At 68.7% G+C, this 25,586-nt stretch carries 24 protein-coding genes and 1 tRNA gene; 19 read left to right on the top strand and 6 right to left on the bottom strand.

The genetic code is table 11. The features are described 5' to 3' along the window. Positions 1 to 35 precede the first annotated feature (35 nt). Positions 36 to 1,112 carry a LacI family DNA-binding transcriptional regulator gene (locus BUR28_RS12535; RefSeq protein WP_074220434.1) on the bottom strand — a complete coding sequence of 359 codons (1,077 nt, stop codon included), beginning with the start codon at positions 1,110 to 1,112 and terminating at the stop codon, positions 36 to 38. Positions 1,113 to 1,225: 113 nt separating this feature from the next. Here BUR28_RS12535 and BUR28_RS12530 point away from each other — a divergent pair. Further along, positions 1,226 to 1,302, top strand: a tRNA-Arg gene (locus BUR28_RS12530). A 29-nt stretch (positions 1,303 to 1,331) separates the two neighbouring features. On the opposite strand, the gene BUR28_RS12525 is transcribed toward BUR28_RS12530, so the two are convergent. Then, a complete protein-coding gene (locus BUR28_RS12525) occupies positions 1,332 to 1,775 on the bottom strand; it encodes a BLUF domain-containing protein (protein WP_074220433.1) in 444 nt (147 codons plus the stop codon). A gap of 181 nt (positions 1,776 to 1,956) precedes the next feature. Here BUR28_RS12525 and BUR28_RS12520 point away from each other — a divergent pair, with 181 nt between their 5' ends. From BUR28_RS12520 to BUR28_RS12465, 12 genes are all read left to right on the top strand, one after another. Then, positions 1,957 to 2,802: an IclR family transcriptional regulator gene (locus BUR28_RS12520; protein ID WP_139307569.1), complete on the top strand. Its 846-nt coding sequence runs from the start codon at positions 1,957 to 1,959 to the stop codon at positions 2,800 to 2,802. Between the two features lie 62 nt (positions 2,803 to 2,864). Next, positions 2,865 to 4,028 (top strand): zinc-dependent alcohol dehydrogenase, encoded by a 1,164-nt coding sequence (locus tag BUR28_RS12515; protein WP_074220431.1) that lies wholly within the window; start codon positions 2,865 to 2,867, stop codon positions 4,026 to 4,028. A gap of 60 nt (positions 4,029 to 4,088) precedes the next feature. Next, positions 4,089 to 5,006 (top strand): FAD binding domain-containing protein, encoded by a 918-nt coding sequence (locus tag BUR28_RS12510; RefSeq protein WP_074220430.1) that lies wholly within the window; start codon positions 4,089 to 4,091, stop codon positions 5,004 to 5,006. Further along, positions 4,999 to 6,876 carry a molybdopterin-dependent oxidoreductase gene (locus BUR28_RS19515; protein ID WP_074220429.1) on the top strand — a complete coding sequence of 626 codons (1,878 nt, stop codon included), beginning with the start codon at positions 4,999 to 5,001 and terminating at the stop codon, positions 6,874 to 6,876. The genes BUR28_RS12510 and BUR28_RS19515 overlap by 8 nt, the downstream gene beginning before the upstream one ends. Further along, on the top strand, positions 6,876 to 7,895 hold the full coding sequence (locus tag BUR28_RS19510) for a xanthine dehydrogenase family protein molybdopterin-binding subunit (protein WP_074220428.1): 1,020 nt from the start codon (positions 6,876 to 6,878) through the stop codon (positions 7,893 to 7,895). The genes BUR28_RS19515 and BUR28_RS19510 overlap by 1 nt, the downstream gene beginning before the upstream one ends. Before the next feature lie 65 nt (positions 7,896 to 7,960). After that, entirely contained in the window at positions 7,961 to 8,893 is a 933-nt protein-coding gene (locus BUR28_RS12495) for a sugar phosphate isomerase/epimerase family protein (RefSeq protein WP_074220427.1), read from the top strand. 106 nt (positions 8,894 to 8,999) lie between these two features. Further along, positions 9,000 to 9,962 (top strand): Bug family tripartite tricarboxylate transporter substrate binding protein, encoded by a 963-nt coding sequence (locus tag BUR28_RS12490; protein WP_074220426.1) that lies wholly within the window; start codon positions 9,000 to 9,002, stop codon positions 9,960 to 9,962. A gap of 4 nt (positions 9,963 to 9,966) precedes the next feature. Next, on the top strand, positions 9,967 to 10,482 hold the full coding sequence (locus BUR28_RS12485; RefSeq protein WP_074220425.1) for a tripartite tricarboxylate transporter TctB family protein: 516 nt from the start codon (positions 9,967 to 9,969) through the stop codon (positions 10,480 to 10,482). A gap of 54 nt (positions 10,483 to 10,536) precedes the next feature. After that, the gene (locus BUR28_RS12480) at positions 10,537 to 12,069 is read left to right on the top strand and encodes a tripartite tricarboxylate transporter permease (RefSeq protein WP_074220424.1); all 1,533 of its coding nucleotides are present in this window, start codon (positions 10,537 to 10,539) and stop codon (positions 12,067 to 12,069) included. Beyond that, the gene (locus BUR28_RS12475; RefSeq protein ID WP_217693524.1) at positions 12,044 to 13,942 is read left to right on the top strand and encodes a thiamine pyrophosphate-binding protein; all 1,899 of its coding nucleotides are present in this window, start codon (positions 12,044 to 12,046) and stop codon (positions 13,940 to 13,942) included. Before BUR28_RS12480 ends, BUR28_RS12475 begins: the two co-directional genes overlap by 26 nt. A gap of 8 nt (positions 13,943 to 13,950) precedes the next feature. Next, positions 13,951 to 15,393 carry an NAD-dependent succinate-semialdehyde dehydrogenase gene (locus tag BUR28_RS12470; protein ID WP_074220422.1) on the top strand — a complete coding sequence of 481 codons (1,443 nt, stop codon included), beginning with the start codon at positions 13,951 to 13,953 and terminating at the stop codon, positions 15,391 to 15,393. Positions 15,394 to 15,402: 9 nt separating this feature from the next. Then, a complete protein-coding gene (locus BUR28_RS12465; RefSeq protein WP_074220421.1) occupies positions 15,403 to 17,115 on the top strand; it encodes a dihydroxy-acid dehydratase in 1,713 nt (570 codons plus the stop codon). Positions 17,116 to 17,119: 4 nt separating this feature from the next. On the opposite strand, the gene BUR28_RS12460 is transcribed toward BUR28_RS12465, so the two are convergent. The 3 genes from BUR28_RS12460 to BUR28_RS12450 form a co-directional block, all read right to left on the bottom strand. Continuing rightward, positions 17,120 to 18,691, bottom strand: a complete 1,572-nt coding sequence (locus BUR28_RS12460; RefSeq protein WP_074220420.1) for a hypothetical protein — start codon at positions 18,689 to 18,691, stop codon at positions 17,120 to 17,122. 39 nt (positions 18,692 to 18,730) lie between these two features. Then, positions 18,731 to 19,369 carry a winged helix-turn-helix domain-containing protein gene (locus tag BUR28_RS12455; RefSeq protein WP_254813809.1) on the bottom strand — a complete coding sequence of 213 codons (639 nt, stop codon included), beginning with the start codon at positions 19,367 to 19,369 and terminating at the stop codon, positions 18,731 to 18,733. A 92-nt stretch (positions 19,370 to 19,461) separates the two neighbouring features. Continuing rightward, entirely contained in the window at positions 19,462 to 19,755 is a 294-nt protein-coding gene (locus tag BUR28_RS12450; protein WP_074221638.1) for a hypothetical protein, read from the bottom strand. Between the two features lie 183 nt (positions 19,756 to 19,938). On the opposite strand from BUR28_RS12450, the gene BUR28_RS12445 reads away from it, so the two are divergent. The 4 genes from BUR28_RS12445 to BUR28_RS12430 all read left to right on the top strand — a co-directional run bounded on the left by BUR28_RS12445 (position 19,939) and on the right by BUR28_RS12430 (position 23,153). Beyond that, the gene (locus BUR28_RS12445; RefSeq protein WP_074220418.1) at positions 19,939 to 20,361 is read left to right on the top strand and encodes a hypothetical protein; all 423 of its coding nucleotides are present in this window, start codon (positions 19,939 to 19,941) and stop codon (positions 20,359 to 20,361) included. A gap of 113 nt (positions 20,362 to 20,474) precedes the next feature. Further along, the gene (locus tag BUR28_RS12440; RefSeq protein WP_074221637.1) at positions 20,475 to 21,113 is read left to right on the top strand and encodes a ribonuclease HII; all 639 of its coding nucleotides are present in this window, start codon (positions 20,475 to 20,477) and stop codon (positions 21,111 to 21,113) included. 99 nt (positions 21,114 to 21,212) lie between these two features. Beyond that, the gene (locus BUR28_RS12435; RefSeq protein ID WP_074220417.1) at positions 21,213 to 22,316 is read left to right on the top strand and encodes a site-specific DNA-methyltransferase; all 1,104 of its coding nucleotides are present in this window, start codon (positions 21,213 to 21,215) and stop codon (positions 22,314 to 22,316) included. Positions 22,317 to 22,517: 201 nt separating this feature from the next. Next, entirely contained in the window at positions 22,518 to 23,153 is a 636-nt protein-coding gene (locus BUR28_RS12430; protein ID WP_074220416.1) for an NAD(P)-dependent oxidoreductase, read from the top strand. An 88-nt stretch (positions 23,154 to 23,241) separates the two neighbouring features. On the opposite strand, the gene mutY is transcribed toward BUR28_RS12430, so the two are convergent. After that, entirely contained in the window at positions 23,242 to 24,300 is a 1,059-nt protein-coding gene (gene mutY, locus BUR28_RS12425) for an A/G-specific adenine glycosylase (RefSeq protein WP_371441595.1), read from the bottom strand. Between the two features lie 84 nt (positions 24,301 to 24,384). Between mutY and BUR28_RS12420 the strand changes: the two genes are divergently transcribed. Continuing rightward, a complete protein-coding gene (locus tag BUR28_RS12420; RefSeq protein WP_074220414.1) occupies positions 24,385 to 24,903 on the top strand; it encodes a DUF721 domain-containing protein in 519 nt (172 codons plus the stop codon). Positions 24,904 to 24,916: 13 nt separating this feature from the next. Next, complete coding sequence (locus tag BUR28_RS12415; protein WP_074220413.1) at positions 24,917 to 25,585, top strand: DsbA family protein; 669 nt, start codon at positions 24,917 to 24,919, stop codon at positions 25,583 to 25,585. Position 25,586: the final 1 nt, after the last annotated feature.

Genomic DNA, 25,586 nt, shown 5'->3' with positions numbered 1-25,586 from the left:
ATCGGGGCGCCGGGCGGGGCGACGGGTCGGCGCGGTTAAACATGATCGGCGGGGGCTTGTCCACCGCGCGGGGCGGCGGCCGGGCGCAGGGTGTCGCCGGGGTCGATCCGGGGTGTCAGCGCCACCCGCGTGCCCGCGCCGGTCAGCCCCTGCTCGACGCAGGTCGCGATGATGCGTGCCGCGCGGTGGCCGATCTCGCGGCGCTGGATGTCCATCGTCGCGGGCCGGAGCGGAAGGCCGTTCAGCAACTCTATCCCGTTGAAGCCGGCCAGACCGACCTGGCCGGGGACGTCGATGCCGCGTTCCATGCAGTAGAGCAGGCCGCCGGCCGCGATCATGTCGTTGGAATAATACAGGAAGTCGAGGTCGGGGCAGCGGTCGAGCAGCGCCCGCGTCATCTCGCGCCCGGTCTTCAGCCCCGACCCGCCGGCGTAGAACTCGTGATCCGCGACCTCGATGCCGGCCCGCGCCAGCGCCCCGGTGAAGCCCTCGAACCGCTTTCGCGCGCGATGGTCCAGGGGCATCTTGGTGCCCAGGAACCCGATCCGCCGATAGCCCGCGGCGGCGATCGTGCGTGCCATCTCGCCGCCGGCGCGGCGATGCGAGATGCCGACGACCGACTCGATCGGTTCGCCGTCGAGATCCATGATCTCGACCACCGGGATGCCCGCGGCCCTCAGCATTGCCCGCGACGCGTCGGAATGCTCCAGCCCGGTCACGATCATGCCCGAGGGCCGCCAGGACAGCATCTCGAACAGAACCTTCTCCTCGTGCGCCGGATCGTAGCGCGACAGGCCGAACACGGGTTGCAGCGGCGTGTCCTCCAGCACCTCGTTGATGCCGGACAGCACCTCGGGGAAGACCATGTTCGACAGCGAGGGGATGATGACGCCGACGAGGTTCACGCGCTGGCTGGCCAGCCCGCCGGCGATCTTGTTGGGCACGTAGCCCAGCCGCTTGGCCGCCTCGAGCACGCGCGCGCGGGTCTTGGCCGAAACGTCGCCGCTGTCGCGCAGAACCCGGCTGACGGTCATCTCGCTGACGCCCGAGGCCTCGGACACGTCGCGGAGCGTGAGCGGTCTGCGCGGTCGGGGCGGGTCGGAGATGGTCACGGGCGCGGCGCTCCTGCCTGGGCTGGTCGGCCTAGATAAACGCAGGCCATGGGAGAGTCCAAGCGTATGCGGGCTTGCAAGCCGGGGCCGTTCCGGTGAGAAAGGACCCGCGCGGCCCCGTGGCTCAACAGGATAGAGCAATCCCCTCCTAAGGGATAGGTTGCAGGTTCGAGTCCTGCCGGGGTCGCCATGTCGGCCTGTTGTTGCCCGGGGGCGGCGTCAGGCGGCTTCGCTCCAGAAATCGCAGAGGAAGGACAGCGCCCCGTCCATGCCCTCGTTCGCGCATTTTTCTTGGAATTTCGGGTCGCCGAGTTCGCAGAAGACCGGATGGCGGCCGAGTTCGGAGCGTGCCACTGTCTTGAAGGCCATCGACCAGTCGGGAAAGTCGCGCGCCTCCTTCCGGCCGCGTTCGAGGACCACCTTCGTGTGGTGCCGCGGGTCCGAGAATATGCGCTTGCGCAGCGTCTCGAGCTCGGCTTCCTCGCCCTCGATCAGTTGCATGAAGCTGCCCCGGTAACGCCCTTCGCGTTCGGCGAAGAGAAGGATGCCGGTGATGCCGTGCCGCGGGTTGTAGCTGCGCGATTCCTCGAGAATGTCCTCGAGGTCTTGCTGCGTCAGCTCGGCATCGGCCTGGCTGACATAGACGATGTAATGGGTGCTCACGTGCGGCGCTCCGTTCAGGGGTGACCGAGTCCTCCCTAAGCGGCGGTATAGCCCCAACCGAGGATCTGTCAAGGCACGATCCGCGTTCAGAATTTCACATTATCAAATAGACTTCGATTTCACGAAAAACCATTGACGCAAATTCAATCATGCGCCACGCTTTGCCCCAAGGGAGGCGTTCGTGAGGAAAGTGACCATGGCGGGATCTGCGGCGGGCGCGATGGATGCCCTGCAAGGCGGAGGGGCGGGCGGCGACCGGCCGCCGCGTCGCATCCAGTCCGTGGATCGGGCGCTGACCATCCTGGAAATCCTGGCCGCCGCGCCGGAGGCGCTCGCGCTTGGCACGGTGGCCGAGCGGGCCGGGCTCAACGTGTCGACCTGCCACCACCTGATCGCGACCCTGGTCGAGCGCGGTTATGTCCTGAATGCCGGGCGCAACCGCGGCTACATGCTGAGTTCGCGCCTGCACGAGCTGACCGAGGTCAACGCGCGCAAGACCGATCTGTCCGACTTCGCGCGCACCGATCTGATCGAGCTGTCGGGCAAGTTGGGGCTCGCGGTGCAGCTCGCCGAGATGCAGGGGGCGGCGCTTGTCACGCGGTTCAAGGCCAACGTGGCCGAAACCCACGTCATCGAGGCCGACGAGATCGTCAAGATGCGCGCCGCGCACGCCACCGCCACGGGCAAGGCGATCCTCGCCTGGCTGCCCGAGGACCAGGTTCTGAAGATCATCTCGGAAAACGGTCTGGAGCGCTTCACGCCGAATACCATCACCAGCCTGTCCGATCTGACCGAGGACCTGCGCTGGGTGCGCCGCAACGGCTTCGCGGTGGATACCGAGGAGTTGAAGGAGGGCGTCGTCTGCTATGGCGCGGCCTTGCGGAACGAGAAGGGGGCCGTGATCGGCTCGATCTCGGCGTCGATGCCGGTGGCCCTGGCGACCGACCCCTGCCGCGATCACGTCACGCAGGAGGTGATGGCTTGCGCCCGCAAGCTGTCGGACCGGCTGCGTCTGGGCGTGGGGTGAGGGCGCGCGGCGACGGACAAGGGAAGACACGCGAACTCGAAAAATTCAGGGAGGATTTCGAGATGACGATGCCGGCGGGCGTAAAGACGGACAGCAGCTATCCGATCCCCGAAACGATGAAGGCCTGGGTGCTGGGCGATCCGGGCGAGTTGACGCTTGCCGAAAAACCCGTGCCGGTACCGAAAAAGGCCGAGGTGCTGGTGCGGATCGACGCGGTGGCGATTTGCGCGACCGACCTTGAGATCATCTATCACGGCCCGCCGGCCCAGATCGAGGGCGGGGAGCCCTTCAACAAGAACTTCACGCCGGGCCATGAATACATGGGCACCGTCGTGGCGCTGGGCCCCGGCGTCGACGAATACGAGATCGGTGAGCGGGTGACGGTGGAAATTCACGCCGGCTGCGGCCAGTGCAAGCGCTGCCGGCAGGGCATGTACACGTCCTGCCACAACTACGGGAAGAATTACGGCGACGTGGACAAGGGTCACCGCGCCAACGGGTTCACCACCGACGGGGGCTTCTGCGAATACCAGGTCAACAACATCAACACGCTGATCCATGTCGATGACACCATGTCCGACGAGGAGGCGACGCTGGTCGTCACCGCGGGCACCGCGATGTACGGGCTGACGGAACTGGGCGGGTTGGTGGCCGGCGAAAGCGTGGTGGTCACCGGGCCGGGGCCGATCGGCCTGCTCGGCGTCGCGGTCGCCAAGGCGCTGGGCGCGCAGCCCGTCATCCTGACCGGCACCCGCGACAATCGCCTGGAGATCGGCAAGAAGCTGGGTGCCGATCACGTGGTCAACGTCCGCAACGAGGACCCGGTCGAGGCGGCCAAGCGTCTGAACGGCGGGATCGGGGTCGATTACGTGCTGGAGTGTTCCGCCGCGGCGAACGCGATCAACGAGGCCTGCCAGATGGTCAACCGCGGCGGCAAGGTCTGCCTCGCGGCCTTCCCCGGCGAGCCGCCGCAGGTCGACGTGGCGCATCTGGTGCGCAACAACATCTACGTCTACGGCATTCGCGGCGAAGGTAAATCCGCGACCCACCGGGCCGAGGCGTTCATGCGGCAAAAGCGGTTCGACGCCACCCTGATCCACACCCACACCTTCGAGATGGAGGATCTGAAGGAGGCGATCCGCTACGCCAAGGACCGCGTCGAGGACGCGATCAAGGTGGTGGTGAAGAACCCCCATTCCGAAGCCCGGAGGGTGGCCGCCGAGTAAGGGCCCGGGGCCGCCTTGGGAAGGGCGGCCCCGTCCATGGCCAAGGGAGGGGCCAGGGACATGCTGACATTCGACCGATACGAAATGCCTGCGACTCTACCCGAGGCGCTGGCGCTTTGGGCAGACGCGCCCGAGGGCGCACGGCTGGTTGCAGGTGCGACCGACATCCTGCCCTGGGCGCGCGAGGGGCGCGCGGGGGATGTGCACCTGCCGCTGGGGATCGACCTCAGCCGCGTCGCCGAGTTACAGGGCTATGAACGCCACGGGCCGCGGGTGCGGCTGGGCGCGAACGTGGTCTGGCAGGATTTCCTCGACGACACGCAACTTGCCCGCTGGCTGCCGGTGATGCCCTATTGTTCGGTCTGGTTCGCCGATGACCAGATCCGCCAGCAGGCCACGCTTGCGGGCAACCTCGTCAACGCCTCGCCCGCCGCCGATGGCACGCCGCCGGTGCTCGCTCTGAACGGCGAGCTGGAACTCTGCCGCTGGGCGGGCGACCACGTCATGTGCCGCACCATGCGGGTCGAGGACTTCGTGACCGGCCCCGGTGCCACGCGGCTTGCCCCGGGCGAGATCGTGAACTCGGTCACGCTCGATGTGGCCGAGGGGTACGGCGCGTCCTTCCAGAAGGTCGGCCTGCGCAGGTCGCTGGTGATCTCGGTCGCCTGCCTCGCCGCGCTGGTGAAGCTGGACGAAACCGGCACCCGGTTCCAGGACGTGCGCCTGGCGCTGGGCGGCGTCGGCCCGGTGCCCGAACGCCTGCGCGACATCGAGGACCGGCTGAAGGGGGAGGCCGTCGATGCCCGCCTGATCGCCGAGGTGGCCGAGACCGCCGCCGACCGCGTCGCTTCGCGAAGCCGCATCGACTATCGCCGCCGCGTCGTGCCGGGCTTCGTCCGCGCCGCGCTGGAAGAGGCCACAGAACGGGCGCGCAGCGCGCCGCAGACGGCCGAACGCAAGGAGGCAGAACATGCCTGAGATGAAACTGGAAATGCAGGTGAACGGCCGCAAGGTCGCGCGCCTCGCCGATCCCGGCCAGCGCCTGCTGGATTTCCTGCGCGACGCGTTGAACCTGACCGGCACCAAGGAAGGCTGCGGCGCCGGCGAATGCGGCACCTGTTCCGTCTTCGTCGACGGCAAGCTGGTGAAATCCTGCCTGATGCCGGCCGCCAAGGCGCAAGGCGCCGAGATCCAGACGGTCGAGGGGCTGGCGAAACCGGGCGAGCTGGAGGCGATCCAGAAGGCGTTCCACAAGACCGGGGCCAGTCAGTGCGGCTATTGCATCCCCGGCATGGTGATGGCCGCGACGTCCGTCCTGCGCGAGGCGCCCGAGGCCAGCCTTGACGAGATCAAGGAACGCATGGGCGGCAATATCTGCCGCTGCACGGGGTATTCCAAGATCATCGAGGCGGTCGCCCTGGCCCGCGACGTGGTGACGGGCCGCGCCGGCCCCGCCGCGCTGGAGCCCGACACCGTGGGCGACAGCTTCATCGGCCACAATGTCCGGCGGCTCGATGCGCCGTCGAAGGTGACCGGCCGGCTGAAATACGCGGGCGACATGGTGATGCCGGACATGGCGCATATGGCCGTCCTGCGCTCGCCCCATGCCCATGCCGAGATCGTCTCCATCGACACCTCCGAGGCGGAAGCCATGGAGGGCGTGGCCTGCGTCATCACCGCCGATGATGTGCCGGGCACCGACGGCTTCGGCGTTTTCGTCCACGACCAGCCGATCATGGCCCGCGGCAAGGTCCGTCACGTGGGCGAGGCCGTCGCCGCGGTCGCCGCCGAGGACGTGGCCACCGCGCGCAAGGCGCTGGCGAAGATCAAGGTCGAGTACCGCGAACTCCCCGGCCTCTTCGACCCCGAGGACGCGCTGAAACCCGGTGCCCCGGTCATCCACGACTATGCCCCGGGCAACGTCGTGAAACACATACCCCTGCGCAAAGGCGATATCGACAAGGGCTTCGCCGAGGCCGACCTGATCCTCGAGGACACCTTCACCACCCAGCAGGTCGAACATGCCTATCTCGAACCCGAGGCCGGGCTCGCCTATGTGGACGCCGATGACGTCGTGACCGTCATTTCGCCCAGCCAGAACATCACCCACCACCGCCACATGCTGGCCGGGATCATCGCGAAACCCATCAACAAGGTGCGCTTCATCATGTCCCCCGTCGGCGGCGGATTCGGCGGCAAGGAGGACATGATCTACCAGGGCATGCTGGCCTTGGCCGCGATGAAGACGTACCGCCCCGTGCGCCTCGTCTTCACCCGCGAGGAATCGATCGTCGCCTCGGCCAAGCGCCACCCCTCGCGCGTGAAATACCGCATGGGGCTGAAAAACGACGGCCGTATCACCGCGATCAAGTTCGAGATGCTGTCCGATGGCGGCGCCTACGGCATGTCGTCCGAGGGCGTGATGCGCAAGGCCGCGATCCTGTCCTGCGGGCCCTACGAGGTGGAAAACCTGCAGGTCGACACCACCGCCGTCTACACCAACAACACGCCGTCGGGCGCCTTCCGCACCTTCGGCGGCATGCAGGCGCAGTTCGCGACCGAAAGCATGATGGATATCGCCGCCGAACGCCTCGGCCTCGACCCGTTCGAGATCCGGCGGCGCAACATGATGACCGCCGGATCGCTCACCCACACGCAACAGCGGCTCGACTCCGCCTCGATCGACCGGGTGCTGGCCGCCGCCGAAGCGGCGTCGCACTGGGAGGCCGGGCCGCCCACCATGCGCGGGCCGGTGCGGGGCGACCTGAACGGCCCCGGCACCCGCGCGCCCTGCACGCTGGGCGCGCGGTTCGAGACGCCGAAGGACAGCAAGGAAAGGGTGGCCTGATGCAACGCAAGAGGCGCGGCCGCGGCGTCGCGGCAAGCTGGTACGGCATCGCGCGCACCGCCACGGTGGACCGCGCCGGCGCCTGGGCGGAGCTGGACGACGGCGGCACCGCCAAGGTCGTCACCGGCGTGACCGAGATCGGCGAGGGCATCCTAACGGTGCTGGCCCAGGTCGCCGCCGAGGAACTGGGCATCCGCCCCGAGGACGTGACCCTCGGTGACAACGATACGGCCCGGTCGCCCGAGGCCGCCCATGCCGGCGCCACGCGCCAGACCTACATGATCGGCAATTCGGTGGCGCTGGCCTGCCGCGAGGCCAAGGCCCGGCTCTTCGCCGAGATCGCCGCCCATTGGGAGGTGGACGAAGGCACGCTGGTCGCCTTTGACGGGGAACTAAAGGCGCATGGCACCAACCTCGCCATGACCATGGCCGAGGCGGTCGACATCGCCAAGAAGCGCGGCGTGGTGCCCGTCGGGTCGGGTCATTTCACCGCGCACGGCACCGGTCTGGACCCCGAGGATGGTTCCGGCGCGCCGTGGCAGGCCTACGTCTTCGGCACCCAGGTGGCAGAGGTCGAGGTGGATACCGTCACCGGCGAGGTGCAGGTGCTCGGCCTCTGGGCCGCCCATGACGTGGGCCGGGTGATCAACCCCCGCGGCGTCGAGGGCCAGATCGAGGGCGGCGTGGTCCAGGGGCTCGGCCAGGCGCTGATGGAGGATTACCGGACCATCGGCGGCCAGCCCGTCACCCACGGCTTCGCCAAATACATCCTGCCGACCGCGCTGGACGTGCCCGAGATCACCTCGGTGCTGGTCGAGGATCCCGACCCGCTCAGCCCGCTCGGCGCCAAGGGGATCGGCGAGCCCGCGCTGGTGCCGACCGCGCCCGCGATCATGAACGCGATCCACGACGCGGTCGGCGTGCGCATCAAGTCGCTGCCCGCGACGCCCGAGAAGGTGCTGGCCGCGATTGCCGAGAAGGAGGCGCGGGTGCCGGCCGCGCCCCGCGCTGCAGAGTAACGAGAAAGGCCGTACGGGCGCTTGCCAGAACCGTCCGGCGACCGAAGAGGGAGAGAACGCGACGCATGGAAACCTCGATGTACAGCGCGATGCGGGTCGGCATCGTCCATTTCAAGGCCTTCCCCGGCATCGAGACCGGGGCCGGCCCCATCGTCGAGACGCTGGAGAAGATCTGCGCCGACGAATTCTGGACCGCCGTCGAGGTGGGCTGGATGAAGGACTACCGCGTGCGCAACACCGCGCGCCACCTGCTGGACCAGAGCCACCTGTCGGTGGCCTACGCCACCCAGCCCAAGGTGCTGAGCAACAAGTTCAACCTGAACCATTTCGACACGGGCGAGCGGATGAAGGCCGTTGAGGCGATCAAGAGCGCGGTCGACGAGGCGCGCCAACTGGGCGCCGAGGTGGTGCGGCTCATCGCGGGCAAGGACCCCGGCGACGAGAAGCGCGAGGAGGCCAAGAAGCTGCTGATCGACTCGCTGCACCAGATCCTCGACTACGCCGCCGAGGAAAAGGATGGGCTGGCCTTCACGCTGAAGATCTTCGACCGGGGCATCGACAAGAAGAATCTGATCGGCCCGGTGGGCGACGCGGTGGACGTCGCGCGTGCGATCCGACCCGACTACTCGAATTTCGGCCTGTTGACCGATCTCAGCCACTTCCCGCTGCTGGATGAGACGCCCGAGGACAGCATCCCGCAAATGGCCCAGTGGCTGGACGCGGTGCATCTGGGCAACTGCGCCTTCCGCGACAAGTCGCACCCCGCCTATGGCGATATCCAGCCCCGCTTCGGCATCCCCGGCGGCGAGACCGACACGCCCGAGGTCGTCACCTTCTTCAAGGAGCTGAAGAAGGCGGGTTTCTTTGACAAGCCCGAACGGCCCGTGGTCAGCGCCGAGGTGCGCCCGGTGCTGGCGGGCGAGGTGTCCGAGGTGATCATGGCCAATGCCAAGCGGGTGATCCGCGACGCCTGGGCGCTGGCGCAGCGGTCGGACTGACAAAAGGCCGGGTCGCTCGGGGAGGGGCGGCCCGGCACAAAAGGACTGGCAGTGGAGGACTGCCGCACGCCGCCTCGGGCGGCAAATCGAAGGGAGGAGAACCAAGATGAACAAGGGGATTCTTGCATCTGTCGCGCTCTCGGCCGCGCTGGCCGTCGGGCTCGCCGGCCCGGCCCGCGCCGAGTTTCCGGAAAAGCCGGTCGAGATGACGGTGCTGTTCGGCGGCACCGCCCAGACCATCGGGCAGTTGCTCGCCGACCTGATGTCCAAGGAACTGGGGGAGCCGGTGGTGCCGGTGTCGCGCAACGGCGGCGGCGGCGCGGTGGGCTATCAATACGTCCATGGCACCGACGCGGACGGCTACAACATCGTCTGGAACTCGAACTCCATCATCACCGGCTATCGCGGCGGGCGGATCGATTTCGACTACACCGCGTTCGAACCCATCGCCAAGGTCAGCGTCGAGGTGCCCGCGGTCGCGGTGCGCGCCGATAGCGGGTGGGAGTCTCTCTCCGACATGGCCGAGGACATCAAGGCCTCGGGCGAGAAGCTGAAGGTCGGGGCCTCGGGCAAGGGCTCGTTCACCCACCTGACCACCGAGGCGGTGCTGGCCTCGATCGGGCTGTCGGACATGGCCACGCACGTGCCCTACGACAAGGGCCGCGCGCCGGTCGAGCTGCTGGCGGGACGGCTGGACGCGGCGGTGCAGTGGCCGGGCCAGTTCATCTCGCATCACGAGGCGGGCACGCTGAAGATCCTCTGCGTCACCTCGGCCGAGCGCATCAGCCAGCTGCCCGACGTGCCGACCTGCGCCGAGAGCGGCGCGGGCGACATGGACATCGTGATGTGGCGCGGTCTCGCCGCGCCCGCGGGCACGCCCGAGGACGTGGTCATGAAACTTCAGGACGCGGCCCATGCCGCGACCGAGACCGAGGCGTTCAAGACCGCCGCCGAGACCATCGGTTTCGAGATCGACTTCGCCGATCACGCGGCCTTCGGCGAGGTGATCGCGCGCGACGACGAGACGATCTCGGCGCTGATGGGCGATCTCGGCCTGAAGAAGCAATAGGGCCATGGGCGTGCCGTCTCTGGAGGCCGAGCGACGCCAGGATGTGATCGCGGGGAGCGTGCTGCTGCTCTTCGCGGTCGCCTGGACCGTGGCGGTCTGGCTGAGCGTACCGCCGGGCTTCGACGGCGTGGGCCCCCGGGCCTTCCCGCTCTGGCTGGGCGTGGGGCTGGGGGTGCTGTCGGCGCTCTTGCTGGCCAAGGGTCTCAGGGGCGCCTACCCGCCGGACGAGGTGGCCGACCCGGACGAGAGGCCGGCCGCGCCGGTCTCGACGGGGCTCCGGCTTGGGCTCGTCGTTGCGGTCTGCGCGATCATCGCGGGCTTCGGGTTCCTGATGCAGAAGATCGGCTTCGTCCCGGCGACGGTGCTGACCGTGGCGGCGACCCTGGTTTTCGTGCTCGGCGAACGGCGCCCGCTGGTGGTCGGCGGCATGGCCTTCGGCATCGCCTTCGGGGCCTGGCTCGCCTTCGGCAAACTGCTCGGCGCCTACATGCCGCCCGGAACCTGGATTTCGCTCTTCTAGGGACAACCCCGCTCCCCGGCGCGCGGGGACCGGTCCGAAACGACGGAGAGGATGATGGACCTCCTGCTCGCCGCAGCCCAGGTGGCGCTCGCGCCGGCCGCGCTTGTCGCGGTTCTGTCGGGCTGCCTTCTGGGCGTGGTCTTCGGGGCGATCCCGGGGCTGACCTTCACCGTCGCGATGGCGCTGGTGGTGCCGATGTCGTTTTCGCTCGACACCGCGCCGGCCATCGGGCTGCTGCTGGGCACCTATATCGGGGGCATGACCGGAGGCTCGGTCTCGGCGATCCTGGTCGGCATTCCGGGCACGCCCTCGGCGGCGGCGACCGTGCTCGACGGCTACCAGCTCACGCGGCGGGGCAAGGCGTCTCTGGCGCTCGGCACCGCGGTCGTGGCCTCGGCCTTCGGGGGCATCGTCAGCCTGATGATCATGGTCGCCTCGGTCGACACGGTGGCCAAGCTCGCGCTGCGCTTCGGGCCGGCCGAGACCTTCGGGCTGCTGATCTTCGGGCTTTCGACGATCTGCGGACTCGCCCAGAAATCCCTGGTCAAGGGGCTGATCGCGGGGGTGCTGGGCCTTCTGGTGATGACCATCGGCATCGACGAGATGGAGGGCGTCCAGCGGCTGACCTTCGGCACCGTGGTGCTGCAGCAGGGGGTCAGCCTGCTGGTCGCGATGATCGCGCTTTTCGCGGTGCCGCATGTGATCGAGGCCTTCGTGACCTATTTTGCCGAGGAACGGCGCCCCGAAGAGGTGGCGGACGTGCGCGCGGAGCTGCCCACGCTCCGTGATATCGGCGGCCAGTTCTGGCTGATGCTGCGCTGCGCGCTTCTGGGCACGGGCATCGGCGCGATCCCGGGCACCGGCGGGCCGATCGCGGCCTTCCTCGCCTATGCCCACGCCAAGAAGACCGCCAAGCGCCCCGAGCGCTTCGGCAAGGGCGAGATGGGCGGGGTCGTGGCGCCCGAGACGGCGAACAACGCGGTGACGGGCGGCGCGATGATCCCGCTTCTGTCGCTCGGCATCCCGGGCGATCCGGCCACCGCGATCCTGCTCTCGGGGCTGCTGATCCACGGGCTGATCCCGGGGCCGATGCTGTTTCTTCAGAACCCGGGCGAAATCTACCAGATCTACATCGCGATCATCGTGGCCTATGTCTCGGTCGTCGCGATCCAGCTTCTGGGCATCCGCTTCTTCGTGCAGGTGCTGCGGGTGCCCGCGCATCTTCTCGCCGTCGGCATCATCGTGATGTGCGCCTATGGCGCGTTCGCGATCCGCAATTCGGTGTTCGACGTGGTCTCGGTCGCGGTGCTGGGCGCCATCGCCTACGGCCTGTCGCGGGTGAACATTCCGCTCACCCCGATCATCCTCGGGCTGGTGCTGGGCCCCGCCATCGAGCGCGAGTTCCGCACCGCGATGATCCTGTCCGAGGGCGACCCCTCGGTGTTCGTCTCCAGCATTCCCGGCGCGGTCTTCCTGGGGCTTGCCGCGCTTGTCGTCGGCGCCCAGGTGCTGCGCGCCACCCGCGCCACGATTTCCGCCCGCAGAACGGAGGACAAGGCAAGTGCTTCAGTCACCCCATCCGAATGACCGCCCCGACACGGCACTGGAGGCGCAGATGCGCGAGCGCGCCCGCGCGCTGGCAGAGGCGGGGGGCGTCGCCCGGGCGCTGGCCGCCGGGCGCCTGCCCGCCCGCGCCACGCTGACCCTCTCCGAAGGGCTGGTGCTGGGCCTCCTCCGCCAGGGCGTGCGCAGTTTCTTCGCGATCTTCGGCCACGGCTCGACCGATCTCGGCAACGTGCTCAGGGTCTATGCCGAGGAAGGGCAGGTGGCGGTAATCAACTGCCGCAACGAGGTTGAGATGGCCCATGCCGCCACCGCGCATGCCTGGGTCTACGGCGAAACGCCCGCGGTGGTGACCTCGATCGGGCCGGGGGCGTTGCAGGCGATGGCGGGGTCGCTGGCGGCGGCCTCGAACGGGGTCGGCGCCTACCACATCTACGGGGACGAGACGACGCGGGGCGAAGGCTACAACATGCAGCAGGTGCCGAAGCCCGAGCAGGGCATGTTCGGCCGGATCACCGCGCTGATGGGCCAGTCCTACACGCTGCACACGCCGGAAGCCCTGCGCGACTGCCTGCGCCGGGGCACCGCCTGCACCCATCACCCCTACAAGGCGGGGCCGTTCTACATCCTGCTGCCGATCAACACCCAGCCGCAGCAGGCAGAGGTCAACCTTGTCACGCTGCCGGGCCGTCTGGACGTGCCGCCGATGGCGCCCGCGGGCGGCAGCGGCGTGTTCGAGCGGGCCGGCGAGGTGCTGAAAACGGCGCAGCGCCCTGTCATCAAGGCCGGCGGCGGCACCCGCGGCGCGCCCGGCGCGATCCGCCGCCTGGCGGAACATCTGGGCGCGGCAGTGGTGCTGTCCCCGGGCTCCACCGGCGTGCTGCCCGACGCGCACCCGCAGAACATGCATGTGGGGGGCTCCAAGGGGTCGATCAGCGGCAATTTCGCGATGGAACAGGCCGATCTGGTGATCTTCGCGGGCTCCCGCGGGGTCTGCCAGGCCGATTGCTCGGGCGTGGGCTACCCGAACGCGCGCGCCGTCATCAACATCAACGACGATCTGGACGATGTCAGCCACTACGCCAACACGGTCTGCCTGCCGGGGGACGTGGGGGCCTGCGCCGACCGCTTGATCGCCGCGACCGAGCGCACGGACCGGGCGGACTGGCTGGCCGCCTGCGCGGCCAAGAAGGCCGAATGGACCGCGTTCAAGGAAAGCCGCCTGAGCGCGCCGCCCTTGCACGATCCCGCCTTCGGCCGCGACTGCCTGACCCAGCCGGCAGCCATCGGCGCCGTCGCCCGCTTCGCCAAGAAACACGGCGCGATCAAGTTCTTCGATGCAGGCGACGTGCAGGCCAACGGCTTCCAGATCGTCGAGGACGACGCGCCCGGCGAAACCTTCACCGAGGCCGGCGCCTCCTACATGGGCTTCGCGGTCTCGGCGCTGATGGGCGCGGCGGGCGCCAGCGCGCCGAAATACGCCGTCGCGTTCACCGGCGACGGGTCGTTCATGATGAACCCGCAGGTGCTGATCGACGCGGTGGAACACGGGGTGAAGGGCATGATCGCGCTCTTCGACAACCGCCGGATGGCCGCGATCACCGGGCTGCAATACGCGCAATACGGGGTGGAATTCGCCACGAATGACAGCGTGCCGGTCGACTACGTCCGGATGGCCAGCGCCGTTGCGGGTGTGAAGGCGGTTCGCGGCGGGCATTGCCTGAACGACCTCGAGGCCGCGCTGGCCGAGGCGCATTCCCATGTCGGCCTCTCGCTGGTCCATATCCCCGTCTACAACGGCCGCGACCCGATCTCCGAGATGGGCGCCTATGGCAGCTGGAATGTCGGCAACTGGGTCGAGGACGTCCAGTCGCGCTACCTGCAACAGAATATCTGAGGGAACCCATGTATCACGATCTTGATCTGTTCATTGGGGGGGGCTGGCGCGCGGCTAGCGACGGGGCGACCAAGGGCGTCCACGACCCCGCGACCGAGGAGCGGCTGGGCACCATCGCCGTGGCGACCGAGGCCGATATCGACGCGGCGCTTCAGGCCGCAAAGGCGGGCTTCGCCCAGTGGCGCCAGACCGGCACCTGGGAGCGTGGCGCGATCCTGCGCAAGGCGGCCGAGCTGATCCGCGCCCGGGTGGACGAGATCGCCACGCTGATGTCGCTGGAAACCGGCAAGCCGCTGGCGGAAGCCAAGGGCGAAACCGGGGCCGCCGCCGACCAGTTCGAATGGTATGCCGAGGAGACCAAGCGCATCTACGGCCAGATCATCGAGGCCCGCACCCCCGACAGCCGCATGGCCGTGATCTATCAGCCCGTGGGCGTGGTCGCCGCCTTCAGCGCCTGGAACTTTCCCGCGCTCCTGCCCGCGCGCAAGATCGCGGCCGCCCTTGGCGCGGGCTGCGCGATCATCGTGAAACCCGCGGGTGAGGCCCCGGCCTCCTGCGCCGCGCTGGTCAAGGCCTGTCACGACGCGGGCGTGCCCCCGGGGGCCGTGAACTTCCTGACCGGCAATTCCGGCATGATCGCCGAACGGCTGATCGCCTCTCCCATCGTGCGCAAGGTCTCGGTCACGGGCTCGGTCCCCGTGGGCAAGCAGATCCTGCGGCTGGCCGCCGACGGCGTGAAACGCGTCTCGATGGAACTCGGCGGCCACGGGCCTGTGCTGATCTTCGACGACGTGGACCCCGAAGCCGTTGCCGAAACCTGCGCTGCCACCAAGTTCCGCAATTGCGGGCAGGTCTGCATCTCGCCCACCCGCTTCTACGTCCATGAAAGCCAGTATGACCGGTTCTCGGCCCGCTTCGCCGAAGTCGCGAACGGTCTGAAGCTCGGCCGCGGGCTCGACGAGGGCGTGCAGATGGGCCCGATGGCGAATGCGCGCGGCCTCTCCACCATCCAGGACCTCGTGGCCGATGCGGTGGACAAGGGTGCCGAGGTGCTGGCCGGCGGTCGCCGGCCCGAGGGCATCAACCGCGGCTTCTTCTACGCCCCCACGGTGCTGGGCCACGTCCGCGATGAGGCCCGCGTGATGCACGAGGAACCTTTCGGCCCCGTCGCGCCGATCACCCCCTTCCAAAGCTATGACGAGGTGATGGAACGCGCCAATTCGCTGCCCTTCGGACTGGCCGGCTATGTGTTCTCCAACGACCTGACGACCGCCACCAAGGCCTACGAGGATCTCGAATGCGGGATGATCGGCGTGAACGAGATGCTGCTGGCCACCGCCGAGGCGCCCTTCGGCGGCGTCAAGGAAAGCGGAATGGGCCGCGAGGGCGGCGCGCTCGGCATCCATGACTACCTCGACCCGAAATACGTCAAGATAAAGCTCGCGCGGTAAGGGGTTATAATGAGTGACGACGACATGGCGCGCGGTTTCGCCCGCGGGCTCACGAATTACGGCGACCGCGACTTCTCGGTCTACCTGCGCAACTCCTTCGCGGCCTCGATGGGCTATTCCCGCGAGGTTCTGAAAAAGCCCATCATCGGCATCGCCAACAGCGCCTCGGGCTTCAACAACTGCCACCGCCATTTCCCGGAACTGATCGAGGCGGTGAAGCGCGGCGTGCTGCTGGGGGGAGGCCTGCCCATCGACTTCCCCACGATCTCGCTGGGCGAGGTGTTCCTGAACCCCACCTCGCTGAAATTCCGCAACCTGATGTCGATGGACACCGAGGAGATGATCCGCGCCCAGCCGATGGATGCCGTGGTGCTGGTTGGGGGCTGCGACAAGACGGTGCCCGCGCAGCTCATGGGCGCGGCGTCGGCCGACCTGCCCGCGGTGCAGCTTGTCGCCGGGCCTATGATGACCTCGCGCTACGGCAATGAACGGCTGGGCGCCTGCACCGATTGCCGGCGGTTCTGGGGGAAATACCGCGCGGGCGAGATCTCGACCGACGAGATCAACGATATCGAGGGGCGGCTGGCCACCACCGCGGGCACCTGCGCGGTGATGGGCACGGCGTCCACCATGGCCTGCATCGCCGAGACGCTGGGCATGGCGCTGCCCGGCACCGCCGCGATCCCCGCCGTCCATGCCGACCGGCTGCGCGCGGCCGAGGCCTCGGGGCTGGCCGCCGCAAGGATGATCGACCACCCGATCCGGCCGAGCGAGGTGATCACCGAGAAATCCGTCGAGAACGCGCTCCGCGTCCTTCTGGCGCTGGGCGGCTCGACCAACGCGATCATCCACCTGACGGCCGTGGCGGGGCGGCTGGGGATCGACATCCCGCTGACCCGCCTCAACCAACTTTCCGACGAAACCCCGGTGCTGGTGAACCTCAAACCCGTCGGCAACCACTACATGGAGGATTTCTTCTTCGCGGGCGGCGTGGGCGCCGTGCTGCGGGAACTCAAGCCGCTGCTGCATCTCGACACGCTGACCGTGACCGGCCAGACCCTCGGCGACCGGCTGGAAACCGATCCCGGCTTTGTCGACCGCAACGTGATCGCCAGCGCCGGGGAACCGCTGGAACCGCAAGGCGGCCTCGTGGCGCTGTTCGGCAATCTCGCGCCCCGCGGCGCGATCCTGAAACGCTCGGCCGCCGACAAGTCCCTCTTCGAGCACGAGGGCCGGGCGGTGGTCTTCTCCTCGCTGGAGGATCTCGCGACCCGGATGGACGCCCCCGGCCTCGACATCGCCCCCGACGACATCATGGTGCTACAGAACGCGGGGCCCAAAAGCGCCTCCGGCATGCCCGAGGCGGGCTACCTGCCGATCCCGAAAAAGCTGTCGTCCAAGGGCCTCAAGGACATGATCCGCATTTCGGATGCGCGGATGTCGGGCACCGCCTTCGGCACCATCGTCCTGCACGTCGCCCCCGAGGCCGCCATCGGCGGCCCGCTCGCCCTTGTCCGCACGGGCGACCGGATTCGGCTCTCGGTCAGCGAAAAGCGCATCGAACTCCTCGTCGACGACGCCGAACTCGACCGCCGCCGCGCCGACTGGAGCAGCGACATCGTTCCGCCCGAACAGCGCCGAGGCTATGACCGGCTCTATGCCGCGGAGGTATTGCAGGCCGATGAGGGTTGCGACTTCGGCTTCCTCAAGCCGCGGACATAGCCGGTCACTCGCCGGCGGGTCGTAGAACCGGCGCGGCCGGATCGCTTCGGTCGACGCTGTAGCGGAAGCCCCCGTCCGCATCCGCCCCGGTCTCGGGCACGAAGCGCGGGACCGCGCCGGGGCGCTGCCTGTCCCATCCCGCAAGCGTGCCGGCGGCGTCGTAACGTGCCGTGTCTTTCCACGGCGCGGACCAGTGCAGGACCGGGTCGTAATACTGCCCCCGCGCCCGTGCGTCGTAGTCGATGGAGACGAGGCGCGGCGCGCCGTCCGGCCCCGGCGCATAGACCCGGGCCTGGTGGGCGGGAAAGCTGATCGAGACGAAACCGGGCGCGCTGTCATGCACGCCGTTATGCGCGAAGACGCCGATATCGACGCGGGACCGGAGGCGGGTCTCGTGGCCCTCGCCTCCGGGGGTGGGCTCGGAGACGGGGTCGTGCCAGTCCACCGTGATCCGTGCGCGGCGACCTTCCTCGTCCAGCGGCTCGATCCGCACGCGTGCGGGATCGCCTTGCAGCAGACGCCACTCGAACCGCAGCGCGCGCCCGTTCGGGTCCGTTGTGTCTGCGGCCGAGACCACCATCGCGTTGCGTCCGCGAAAGCCCCGCCAGATGCGCGCGATGGCCGAGGTCGTGTCGAAGAATCGCTCGTTCCGCCCGGCGAGGCCGGCGGCGGGCGTGAAGCTCTCCTCGACCACCTCCAGGCGTACCACGGGCGGGATGTCGCCAGGCCGCATGTCGGCGGCCAGCGCCACCATGCGGCCGGTCCGAAGCTGGCCCGCGGCAAAGACCACCGGATGCGCCCCGCCCGAAAGATAGTCCCCGCGCGACGAGACGCCGGCGAGGTTGCGCCGCAGGATCATCTGGACGGTCGGCGTGACAAGGCGCTCTTCGCGCAGCTTCGCGAAGGTTTCGGCCGGAAACGCCGCAAGCGTCAGTGCGATCGCGCTGAGAAACCGCCGGTCCGAGCCAGAGGAGCCCTGGCTGGTGAGGTTGTAGGCCCAGTTCGCCGGGAAACGGTCCGCGGCATCGTGGTCGCGGTGCTCTGGATAGACGAAGATATGGTTGTGGAAATAGAGCCGCGTGGTGATCTCTCTCGCACGCGGGTTGGTCATCGCGAGGCGCGTCTGGCTGCGCGCGACGGGACCGCCCGTCCGAGCGGTGGAGGAATTGCCGAACACGACCGCGGGCAGGATGATCCGCCCCGCAAGCCCGTAATCCATGTTCTCGGCACTGAGGTCGGCGCCGTAGACAAGATGCGTCAGCCGCGGAAAAAGCTCGGGGCGCAGCCGCGAATGGCCCCGGTCGCGATTGTCGTAGACGATCCCCTCGAACCCGTTGATCGCCCGGGTGCCGTTCAGGTGACGCAGCAGGCGCGCGCCGTCTTCGGTGTTCGCGCCGCCCACGATCGGCAGGCCGGTGTCCTGGGCGGGCAGGGTGAAGCCTGGCGCCGTCCAGAGGGCCGGTCCCGCCCGGACGAGATCGCGGTGGGTCAGCATCACCTCCCCGGCGGGGGTGGGCGCGGCGAGGCCGGCCAGCAGGCAGAGGGCGAGGCATGGGGACGCGAAGGCACGGGTCATGGCCGAAATGTGGCCCGGTGGGGCCGTTCCGTCCAGCGCTCAGGGCAGCCGGATCACGTCCTTGTCGATGGCGAGCATGTAGCCGCGGCGCGCGACGTTCTTGATCAGGAGTTCGCTGACCATCTGGTTGCCAAGCGCGTCCCTCAGCCGCTTGATCCGCGTGGCTCCGGCGGCCTCGTCGCAGTCCGTGGCCGGCCGTCCCGAGATCATCGCCTCGATCTCGGCGCCCGAGAGCATGTCGTCGTCCATCCGCGCCTCGGCCAGGACCGAAAGCGTCTCGATCGCGGCCGCGGTCAGCTTGAACGCCATGCCGTTCAGGATCACGGTATTCTCTGCCCGGTTGACCGTCAGAGACGACACCCGGATTCCGGCGCGCTCGATCTCGGACATCCGGCGATTGAGGGTCATGATGGTCACGAGAAAGACCAGCGCGGCGATCAGCAGGGCCGTGGAAAAGACCAGCAGCACGAAGATCACGACCCGGTAGGAGGCCAGCACGTCGGAAAACGCGGTGCCGGACTGAGCGAGGATTTCCAGGAGCTGGATCTCGGCGCCCGAGGTCAGGCCGTCGTTCTCGACGAAGATCCGCTCGACGCGGGTGTTGAATGCGTTGGCGTCGGGCAGGTTCATGAACAGCAGCGCGGCGGCGGCCAGCAGGATCGCAACGATGGCGGCCATGCCGGCCACGACCACCCGGCCGGCCTGCAAAGGGCGGCCCCGGACGGGGGGCGGTGCGTCGGCGGTGGCCGGTGAACGCATGCCGCGCGTCCTCAGTAGCGCAGGTAGAAGGCCCCGGCGCTCGCCTTGCGCTCGGCCAGCCCGTCAGCGCCGAAGATCGACATGACGTTCAGAAGCTGCCAGCCGCCGCTGCCGATGCGCCGGTCGATCTCCTGTGCCGCGGCGCTGCGGCTGCCGCAGGCGGAGTCAGGCAACTCGATCACGCCGTAATGCAGCCGCAACGGGTTGTCCTGCTTGGCCTTGTAATCGGCATAACACGCGGCCGCGGCGGCCCCGGTCTGCAGCGTGACGGCCAGCGCGGCCAGAAGGAGAACACGCGGGATCATGGGCCGGAGCATGCGGCACGGCGCCCGGCTATTCAATAACAACCCGCCCGGCGGCGCCCTGCCGGGGCGGTTATCGGATAGCGCGTGGCGGTTATTGCCTGTCAGGGCGGCAGGCCCGGAACGTGGGGCATCGCTTCCATGCGCGGGCCGCCGGGTCCGCTCCGACAGAAAAGGACACCGACCATGACACGCAGGTTTCTCATCGCGCTGATCGCTGGCGCCCTTGCTTTGACACCGGTTGGCGCCGCCCCGGCCCGTGCCGACGACGATCTTGCCAAGGCGCTGCTGGGCGCGGCGGCGCTGTTCGTGATCGTCAAGGAGATCGAGGACAACCGGAAGGACCGAAAGAAGGCGCAGCGGGTCGAGCGGTTCGGCGGTCGGCACGCCCATCGTCGTCCCGCGCCGCGCGTGATCCCGGCCCGCTGCATCCGCCGCGTCGAGACGCCGAATGGCTGGGGCCGCGTGGCCGTCGAGCGCTGCCTGAACCGGGCGGGCGTGCGCGGGCTGCCCCGGCGCTGCGAGATCGCGCTGCGCGGCCCACGCGACGGCTATGGGCTACGCTGCCTGGCGCGAGCGGGCTACCGGGTCGAGGGCCGGCGCGACTGAGTGCCGGTGAGCAGGGCGCGGGGCGGATGGTTCCCCGCGCGACGGGCGGAGGGGCGCGCACCCTGCGCCCGTTTTCGCTTGAGGCCGGGCGCGAATGGCGCTTGTCTTGGCCCATGCCGCGTCCCGCCGCCGATTTCGCGCTTGAAGAGCAGGCCCGCGCCGCCGGAGCGCGGGTAATCGTGGGCGTCGACGAGGTGGGCAGGGGGCCGCTCGCGGGGCCGGTGACGGCGGCGGCGGTGCGGCTCGACATCTCGGCGATCCCCGAGGGGCTGGCCGATTCCAAGCGCCTGACAGCCGCCCGCCGCAGGGCGCTGGCGGACGCGCTCCATGCCGCGGCCGAGGTTTCCATCGCCCATGCCAGCGTCGAGGAGATCGACCGGCTGAACATCCTGCGCGCCAGTCACCTGGCGATGTGCCGGGCGCTGGGCGGCCTGCCCCGGCCGGCCGATTTCGCGCTGGTCGACGGCAACCTGCTGCCCGAGGACCTGCCATGTCCGGGTCTGGCCGTGGTGGGCGGGGACGGACTGTGCCTGTCGATCGCGGCGGCCTCGATCGTGGCCAAGGTGGCGCGTGACGCGCTCATGGTGGAGCTTGCGCAACACTTCCCGGGCTACGGCTGGGAGACGAATGCCGGATACCCAACCAAGGCGCATCGCCGGGCGCTCCGAGATATTGGGGTCAGCCCACACCATAGGCGTTCCTTCGCGCCGGTGCACAATATCTTGTATCAAGCCAAAACTGTAAGTGGCTGATTCAAAAAAGAAATTGACGCCGAATCGCCTTTGACTCAGATTGATCAGGTCAAGAACGACGCCCGCAAACGGGCGCGTCATCGAGAGGCAGTGAGACAGATGACCAAGGCGAAAGGGGCGCAGACGCTCCCGCTCAACACGATTGTGCCCGGCGATTCCATCGAGGTGATGAACGGCCTTCCCGAGGCCAGCGTCGACCTTGTCTTCGCCGACCCGCCCTACAACCTGCAGCTTAAGGGCGAGTTGCACCGTCCCGACAATTCGCGCGTCGACGCGGTCGACGACGAGTGGGACCGGTTCGACGGCTTCGCCGCCTATGACCGGTTCACGCGCGACTGGCTGAACGCCGCGCGCCGCGTGCTGAAGCCTGACGGCGCGATCTGGGTGATCGGCAGCTACCACAACATCTTCCGCCTCGGCGCGGAATTGCAGAACCAAGGCTATTGGATCCTCAACGACGTGGTCTGGCGCAAGTCGAACCCGATGCCGAACTTCCGCGGCAAGCGGCTGACCAACGCGCATGAGACGCTGATCTGGGCGTCGAAATCCGAGGGCGCGAAATACACCTTCAACTACGAGGCGCTGAAGGCCCTGAACGAGGGCGTGCAGATGCGCAGCGACTGGGTTCTGCCGATCTGCACGGGCCATGAGCGGCTCAAGGACGACAAGGGCGACAAGGCGCACCCGACGCAAAAGCCCGAAAGCCTGCTGCACCGGGTGCTGGTGGCCACGACGAACCCCGGCGACGTGGTGCTGGACCCGTTCTTCGGCACCGGCACCACCGGCGCGGTCGCCAAGATGCTGGGCCGGGATTTCATCGGCATCGAGCGCGAGGAACGCTATCGCAAGGTGGCCGAAAAGCGGCTGTCGCGGGTGCGCAAGTTCGACCGCGACGCGCTGCTGGTCTCGTCCTCGAAACGCGCCGAGCCGCGCGTTCCCTTCGGACAACTGGTCGAGCGGGGCATGCTGCGCCCCGGCGAGGTGTTGGTCTCGCCCCGGGGCAAGACCGCCAAGGTCCGCGCCGACGGCACGCTGGTGGGCGAGGCCGTCACGGGTTCGATCCACCAGGTGGGCGCGGCGCTGGAGGGCGCGCCGAGTTGCAACGGCTGGACCTACTGGCACTTCCGCCGCGAGGGCAAGACGGTGCCCATCGACGTCCTGCGCCAGCAGATCCGCGCCGAGATGGTCGAGCGGCCGAACTAGCCCCCAACACCTTACCGCCTGTGTCCGCGGCCCCCAGCCGCGGCGCACACCTTGCCCCGCCATGCCCATGGCGGGGCTTTTTTCGCGTGTCTTTCTCCCGTTCTGCGGCCTCCGGGCGCGGTTCCCGTCCTGCGCCCCCTCGGAATCCCCGGCCGAACGGCTATGTCTGACGGGATGTTTTCTGCCACCAGGAGGTGAGCCATGCGGCTATTGGTTATCGGAGCGAGCAAGGGAATCGGACTGGAAACCGTGCGCTGCGCGCTGGAGCGCGGGCACGAGGTGCGGGCCTTCGCGCGAAGTGCCGAGGAGATCGAGATCGACGACCCGCGGCTGGAAAAGGTGGCCGGCGACGCCACCGACGCGGCCGCCGTCGGGCAGGCGGTGAAGGGCGTCGACGCGGCGATCGTCGCGCTTGGCGTGCCCAAGTCCCTCAAGGGCCTTGGCAAGACGACGCTGTTCTCGGATGCGACGCGCGTTCTGCTGCCGGCGATGGCGGCGGCCGGGGTCAAGCGCCTGCTGGTCGTGACCGGCTTCGGCGCCGGCGAGAGCAAGGCGAAGATTAGCACGGTCGAGAAGATTCCATTCAAGACGCTTCTGGGCCGGGCCTACGCCGACAAGGACGTCCAGGAAGAGATGATCAAGGCCTCGGACCTTGACTGGACGATCGCGCGCCCCGGTATCCTGATGAACCGCCCGGCGAGCCACAGCTATGACGTATTGGCCGAGCCCGAAAGCTGGCGCAATGGCCTGATCTCGCGGGGCGACGTGGCGCATTTCCTGGTGCATGCGGCCGAGGACGGCACGCATGTGGGCGAGGCGCCCGTCCTGATCCGCTGAGGCGCGGGGCGGCCTGTCGGGCGCCAGGCGGGCCGGGCAGCGCGCCCGGAATGCGACAACCAGCAGGAAGTGGGCGGACCGCCGCTTGCTATGTCGGGAGGTCGGCCCGGGCGAGGTCGAAGGCCTTGCGCATCACGGTCGGCAGGTCCGAGGGTCGAAACGCGTCCGGCGCGACGAAGCGACCGCGATGCGGGGCGCAGTCGGCCGGCAGATCGGCCACCCGGAGGGCGAGGCGCAGGTGGAAATGGGTGAAGGTGTGGCGCACCTCCGCGTCGAGCGGGCGCCAGTCGGCCTCGGCCGGGGGTGCGGGCCGCGGTTCGGTCTCGGCCCAGTCCGTGCCGGGCCAGCCCAGCATGCCGCCCAGAAGCCCGCGGTCGGGCCTGCGTTCCAGAAGCCACGCGCCGTCAGGGCGTCTGCCCAGATAGGCGATTCCGAACCGCGTAGGCTTGGGTTTCTTCGGGCTCTTGCGGGGCAGTTCGGCGGCGAGGCCGCGGACGCGCCCGGTACAGGCGGTCATCAGGGGACAGAGGCCGCAGGCGGGGCTTTTGGGCGTGCAGATCGTGGCGCCCAGGTCCATCACCGCCTGGGCGTGGTCGCCCGGCCGCCGCGCCGGGGTCAGCCGGGCGGCGAGGCCCGTGAGGTCGGGCTTGGCGGCGGGAAGCGGCGTTTCGACGGCGAAGAGCCGCGCCATGACGCGTTCCACGTTGCCATCCACCACCGTTTCGGGCCGGTCGAAGGCGATCGCCGCGATCGCGGCGGCCGTGTAGGGGCCGATGCCGGGCAGCGCCTGCAGTGCCGGGCGCGTGTCGGGGAAGCGGCCGCCATGGGCGCCCGCCACCTCGCGCGCGCATTTCAAAAGGTTGCGGGCCCGCGCGTAATAGCCGAGCCCCGCCCATTCGCCCATGACTTCGTCATCGGCTGCCGCTGCGAGGTCGCCCACGGTCGGCCAGCGCGCCGTGAATCGGTGAAAATAGTCCCGCACCGCCGCCACGGTGGTTTGCTGGAGCATCACCTCCGAGAGCCAGACCGCATACGGGTCGGGGACGATCCCGGCGGCGCGATCCGCCGGCCCCACGCGCCAGGGCAAGTCGCGCGCATGGACGTCATACCAGGCGAGCAGCGTTCGGCTCATTTCGTCGTCACGCAATCTTTATGCTCCCGCTCCGGTCATTTCTCTGGCTGGCCGCCGTCCTGCCGCGTAAGTTAGCGCCGAGGCAAGGGAATGGACAGGATGGCCCAGGCGACGAACGGCCCGACGCGGCGCATGCGGGGGTTCGAGCGGACCTCGAAGCTGCTGGCGCCGCGCATCCGGCGGGCGGGCGAGAAGCGCGGCTTCGCGGTTGCGCGCCTCCTGACCCATTGGGCCGAGATCGTGGGCGAGGATGTCGCCCGCATCGCCCGGCCGGTCGAGGTGAAATATGGCCGCGAGGGTTTTGGCGCGACGCTGACACTGCTGACTACGGGGGCGAACGCGCCGATGCTGGAGATGCAGAAGGACACGATTCGCGAGAAGGTGAACGCCTGCTACGGGTATTCGGCGATCTCGCGCATCCGCCTGACGCAGACCGCGCCCACGGGGTTTTCCGAGGGCCAGGCCCGGTTCGCCCCTGCGCCCCCGCCCGCTGCGCCCGCCCCGGACCCCCAGCGCGACCGCAAGGCCGCTGCACTGTCCGGCGAGGTACGGGACGGCGATCTGCGCGCCGCCCTTGAAGCCCTGGGCCGAAACGTCCTATCCCGCCCCAAACGATAGGGAGACCCGTCCGATGTTCCGCATGATTTCGCTTTCGCTCGGCCTCGCGGCGCTTGCCGCGCTGGGCGGGCTCTGGCTTACCGCCGCCCCGCAGGCGCCCGGTCTCACCCCGCCCGGCGCCGCGCAGGCGCAGCAGGCTGCGTCGGACGCGTTGCCCGAGATCGAGCCCTATGCGCTGGGCGATCCCGACGCGCCGGTCACGGTGGAGGAGTTCGCCTCCTTCACCTGCGGCCATTGCGGGACCTTCCACGACGAGGTCTTCAAGCGGCTGAAATCCGAGTATGTCGACACCGGCAAGGTCTATTTCATCTATCGCGAGGTCTATTGGGACCCGTATGCGATCTGGGCGGGGATGCTGGCGCGGTGCGGCGGCGAGACGCGGTTCTTCGGGGTGGTCTCGATGCTCTACGAAAAGCAGAAGGACTGGATCGATCCGAAGGACGCCGCCCAGACGGCCGAGAATCTGCGCCGTATCGGCCGCACCGCCGGGTTGTCGGAGTCCCAGCTGGAAGACTGCCTGAGCGATGCGGACCTTGCGACGGCCCTGCGCGACTATTCCGAGCGGGTCACGTCCGAGGCCGGGGTGAACGCCACACCCACGCTGCGGATCGACGGCGAACTCTACAAGAACATGCGCTACCGCCAGCTCAAGGACATTCTCGACGAAAAGCTCGCCGGCTAGC

It is taken from the genome of Rhodovulum sp. ES.010 (assembly GCF_900142935.1).
Classification (GTDB): Bacteria; Pseudomonadota; Alphaproteobacteria; order Rhodobacterales; family Rhodobacteraceae; genus Rhodovulum.
Note: the sequence above shows the minus strand (reverse complement) of the source record. Positions and strands in the feature narration are given on the sequence as shown.

Excerpts from the sequence above, each read along its gene's own strand:
- BUR28_RS12515 (WP_074220431.1), top strand. The coding sequence starts at position 2,865 with ATGACGATGCCGGCGGGCGTAAAGACGGACAGCAGCTATCCGATCCCC.
- BUR28_RS12510 (WP_074220430.1), top strand. The coding sequence starts at position 4,089 with ATGCTGACATTCGACCGATACGAAATGCCTGCGACTCTACCCGAGGCG.
- BUR28_RS19515 (WP_074220429.1), top strand. The coding sequence starts at position 4,999 with ATGCCTGAGATGAAACTGGAAATGCAGGTGAACGGCCGCAAGGTCGCG.
- BUR28_RS19510 (WP_074220428.1), top strand. The coding sequence starts at position 6,876 with ATGCAACGCAAGAGGCGCGGCCGCGGCGTCGCGGCAAGCTGGTACGGC.
- BUR28_RS12495 (WP_074220427.1), top strand. The coding sequence starts at position 7,961 with ATGGAAACCTCGATGTACAGCGCGATGCGGGTCGGCATCGTCCATTTC.
- BUR28_RS12490 (WP_074220426.1), top strand. The coding sequence starts at position 9,000 with ATGAACAAGGGGATTCTTGCATCTGTCGCGCTCTCGGCCGCGCTGGCC.
- BUR28_RS12485 (WP_074220425.1), top strand. The coding sequence starts at position 9,967 with ATGGGCGTGCCGTCTCTGGAGGCCGAGCGACGCCAGGATGTGATCGCG.
- BUR28_RS12480 (WP_074220424.1), top strand. The coding sequence starts at position 10,537 with ATGGACCTCCTGCTCGCCGCAGCCCAGGTGGCGCTCGCGCCGGCCGCG.
- BUR28_RS12470 (WP_074220422.1), top strand. The coding sequence starts at position 13,951 with ATGTATCACGATCTTGATCTGTTCATTGGGGGGGGCTGGCGCGCGGCT.
- BUR28_RS12465 (WP_074220421.1), top strand. The coding sequence starts at position 15,403 with ATGAGTGACGACGACATGGCGCGCGGTTTCGCCCGCGGGCTCACGAAT.
- BUR28_RS12460 (WP_074220420.1), bottom strand. The coding sequence starts at position 18,691 with ATGACCCGTGCCTTCGCGTCCCCATGCCTCGCCCTCTGCCTGCTGGCC.
- BUR28_RS12455 (WP_254813809.1), bottom strand. The coding sequence starts at position 19,369 with ATGGCCGCCATCGTTGCGATCCTGCTGGCCGCCGCCGCGCTGCTGTTC.
- BUR28_RS12450 (WP_074221638.1), bottom strand. The coding sequence starts at position 19,755 with ATGATCCCGCGTGTTCTCCTTCTGGCCGCGCTGGCCGTCACGCTGCAG.
- BUR28_RS12445 (WP_074220418.1), top strand. The coding sequence starts at position 19,939 with ATGACACGCAGGTTTCTCATCGCGCTGATCGCTGGCGCCCTTGCTTTG.
- BUR28_RS12440 (WP_074221637.1), top strand. The coding sequence starts at position 20,475 with ATGCCGCGTCCCGCCGCCGATTTCGCGCTTGAAGAGCAGGCCCGCGCC.
- BUR28_RS12435 (WP_074220417.1), top strand. The coding sequence starts at position 21,213 with ATGACCAAGGCGAAAGGGGCGCAGACGCTCCCGCTCAACACGATTGTG.
- BUR28_RS12430 (WP_074220416.1), top strand. The coding sequence starts at position 22,518 with ATGCGGCTATTGGTTATCGGAGCGAGCAAGGGAATCGGACTGGAAACC.
- BUR28_RS12420 (WP_074220414.1), top strand. The coding sequence starts at position 24,385 with ATGGCCCAGGCGACGAACGGCCCGACGCGGCGCATGCGGGGGTTCGAG.
- BUR28_RS12415 (WP_074220413.1), top strand. The coding sequence starts at position 24,917 with ATGTTCCGCATGATTTCGCTTTCGCTCGGCCTCGCGGCGCTTGCCGCG.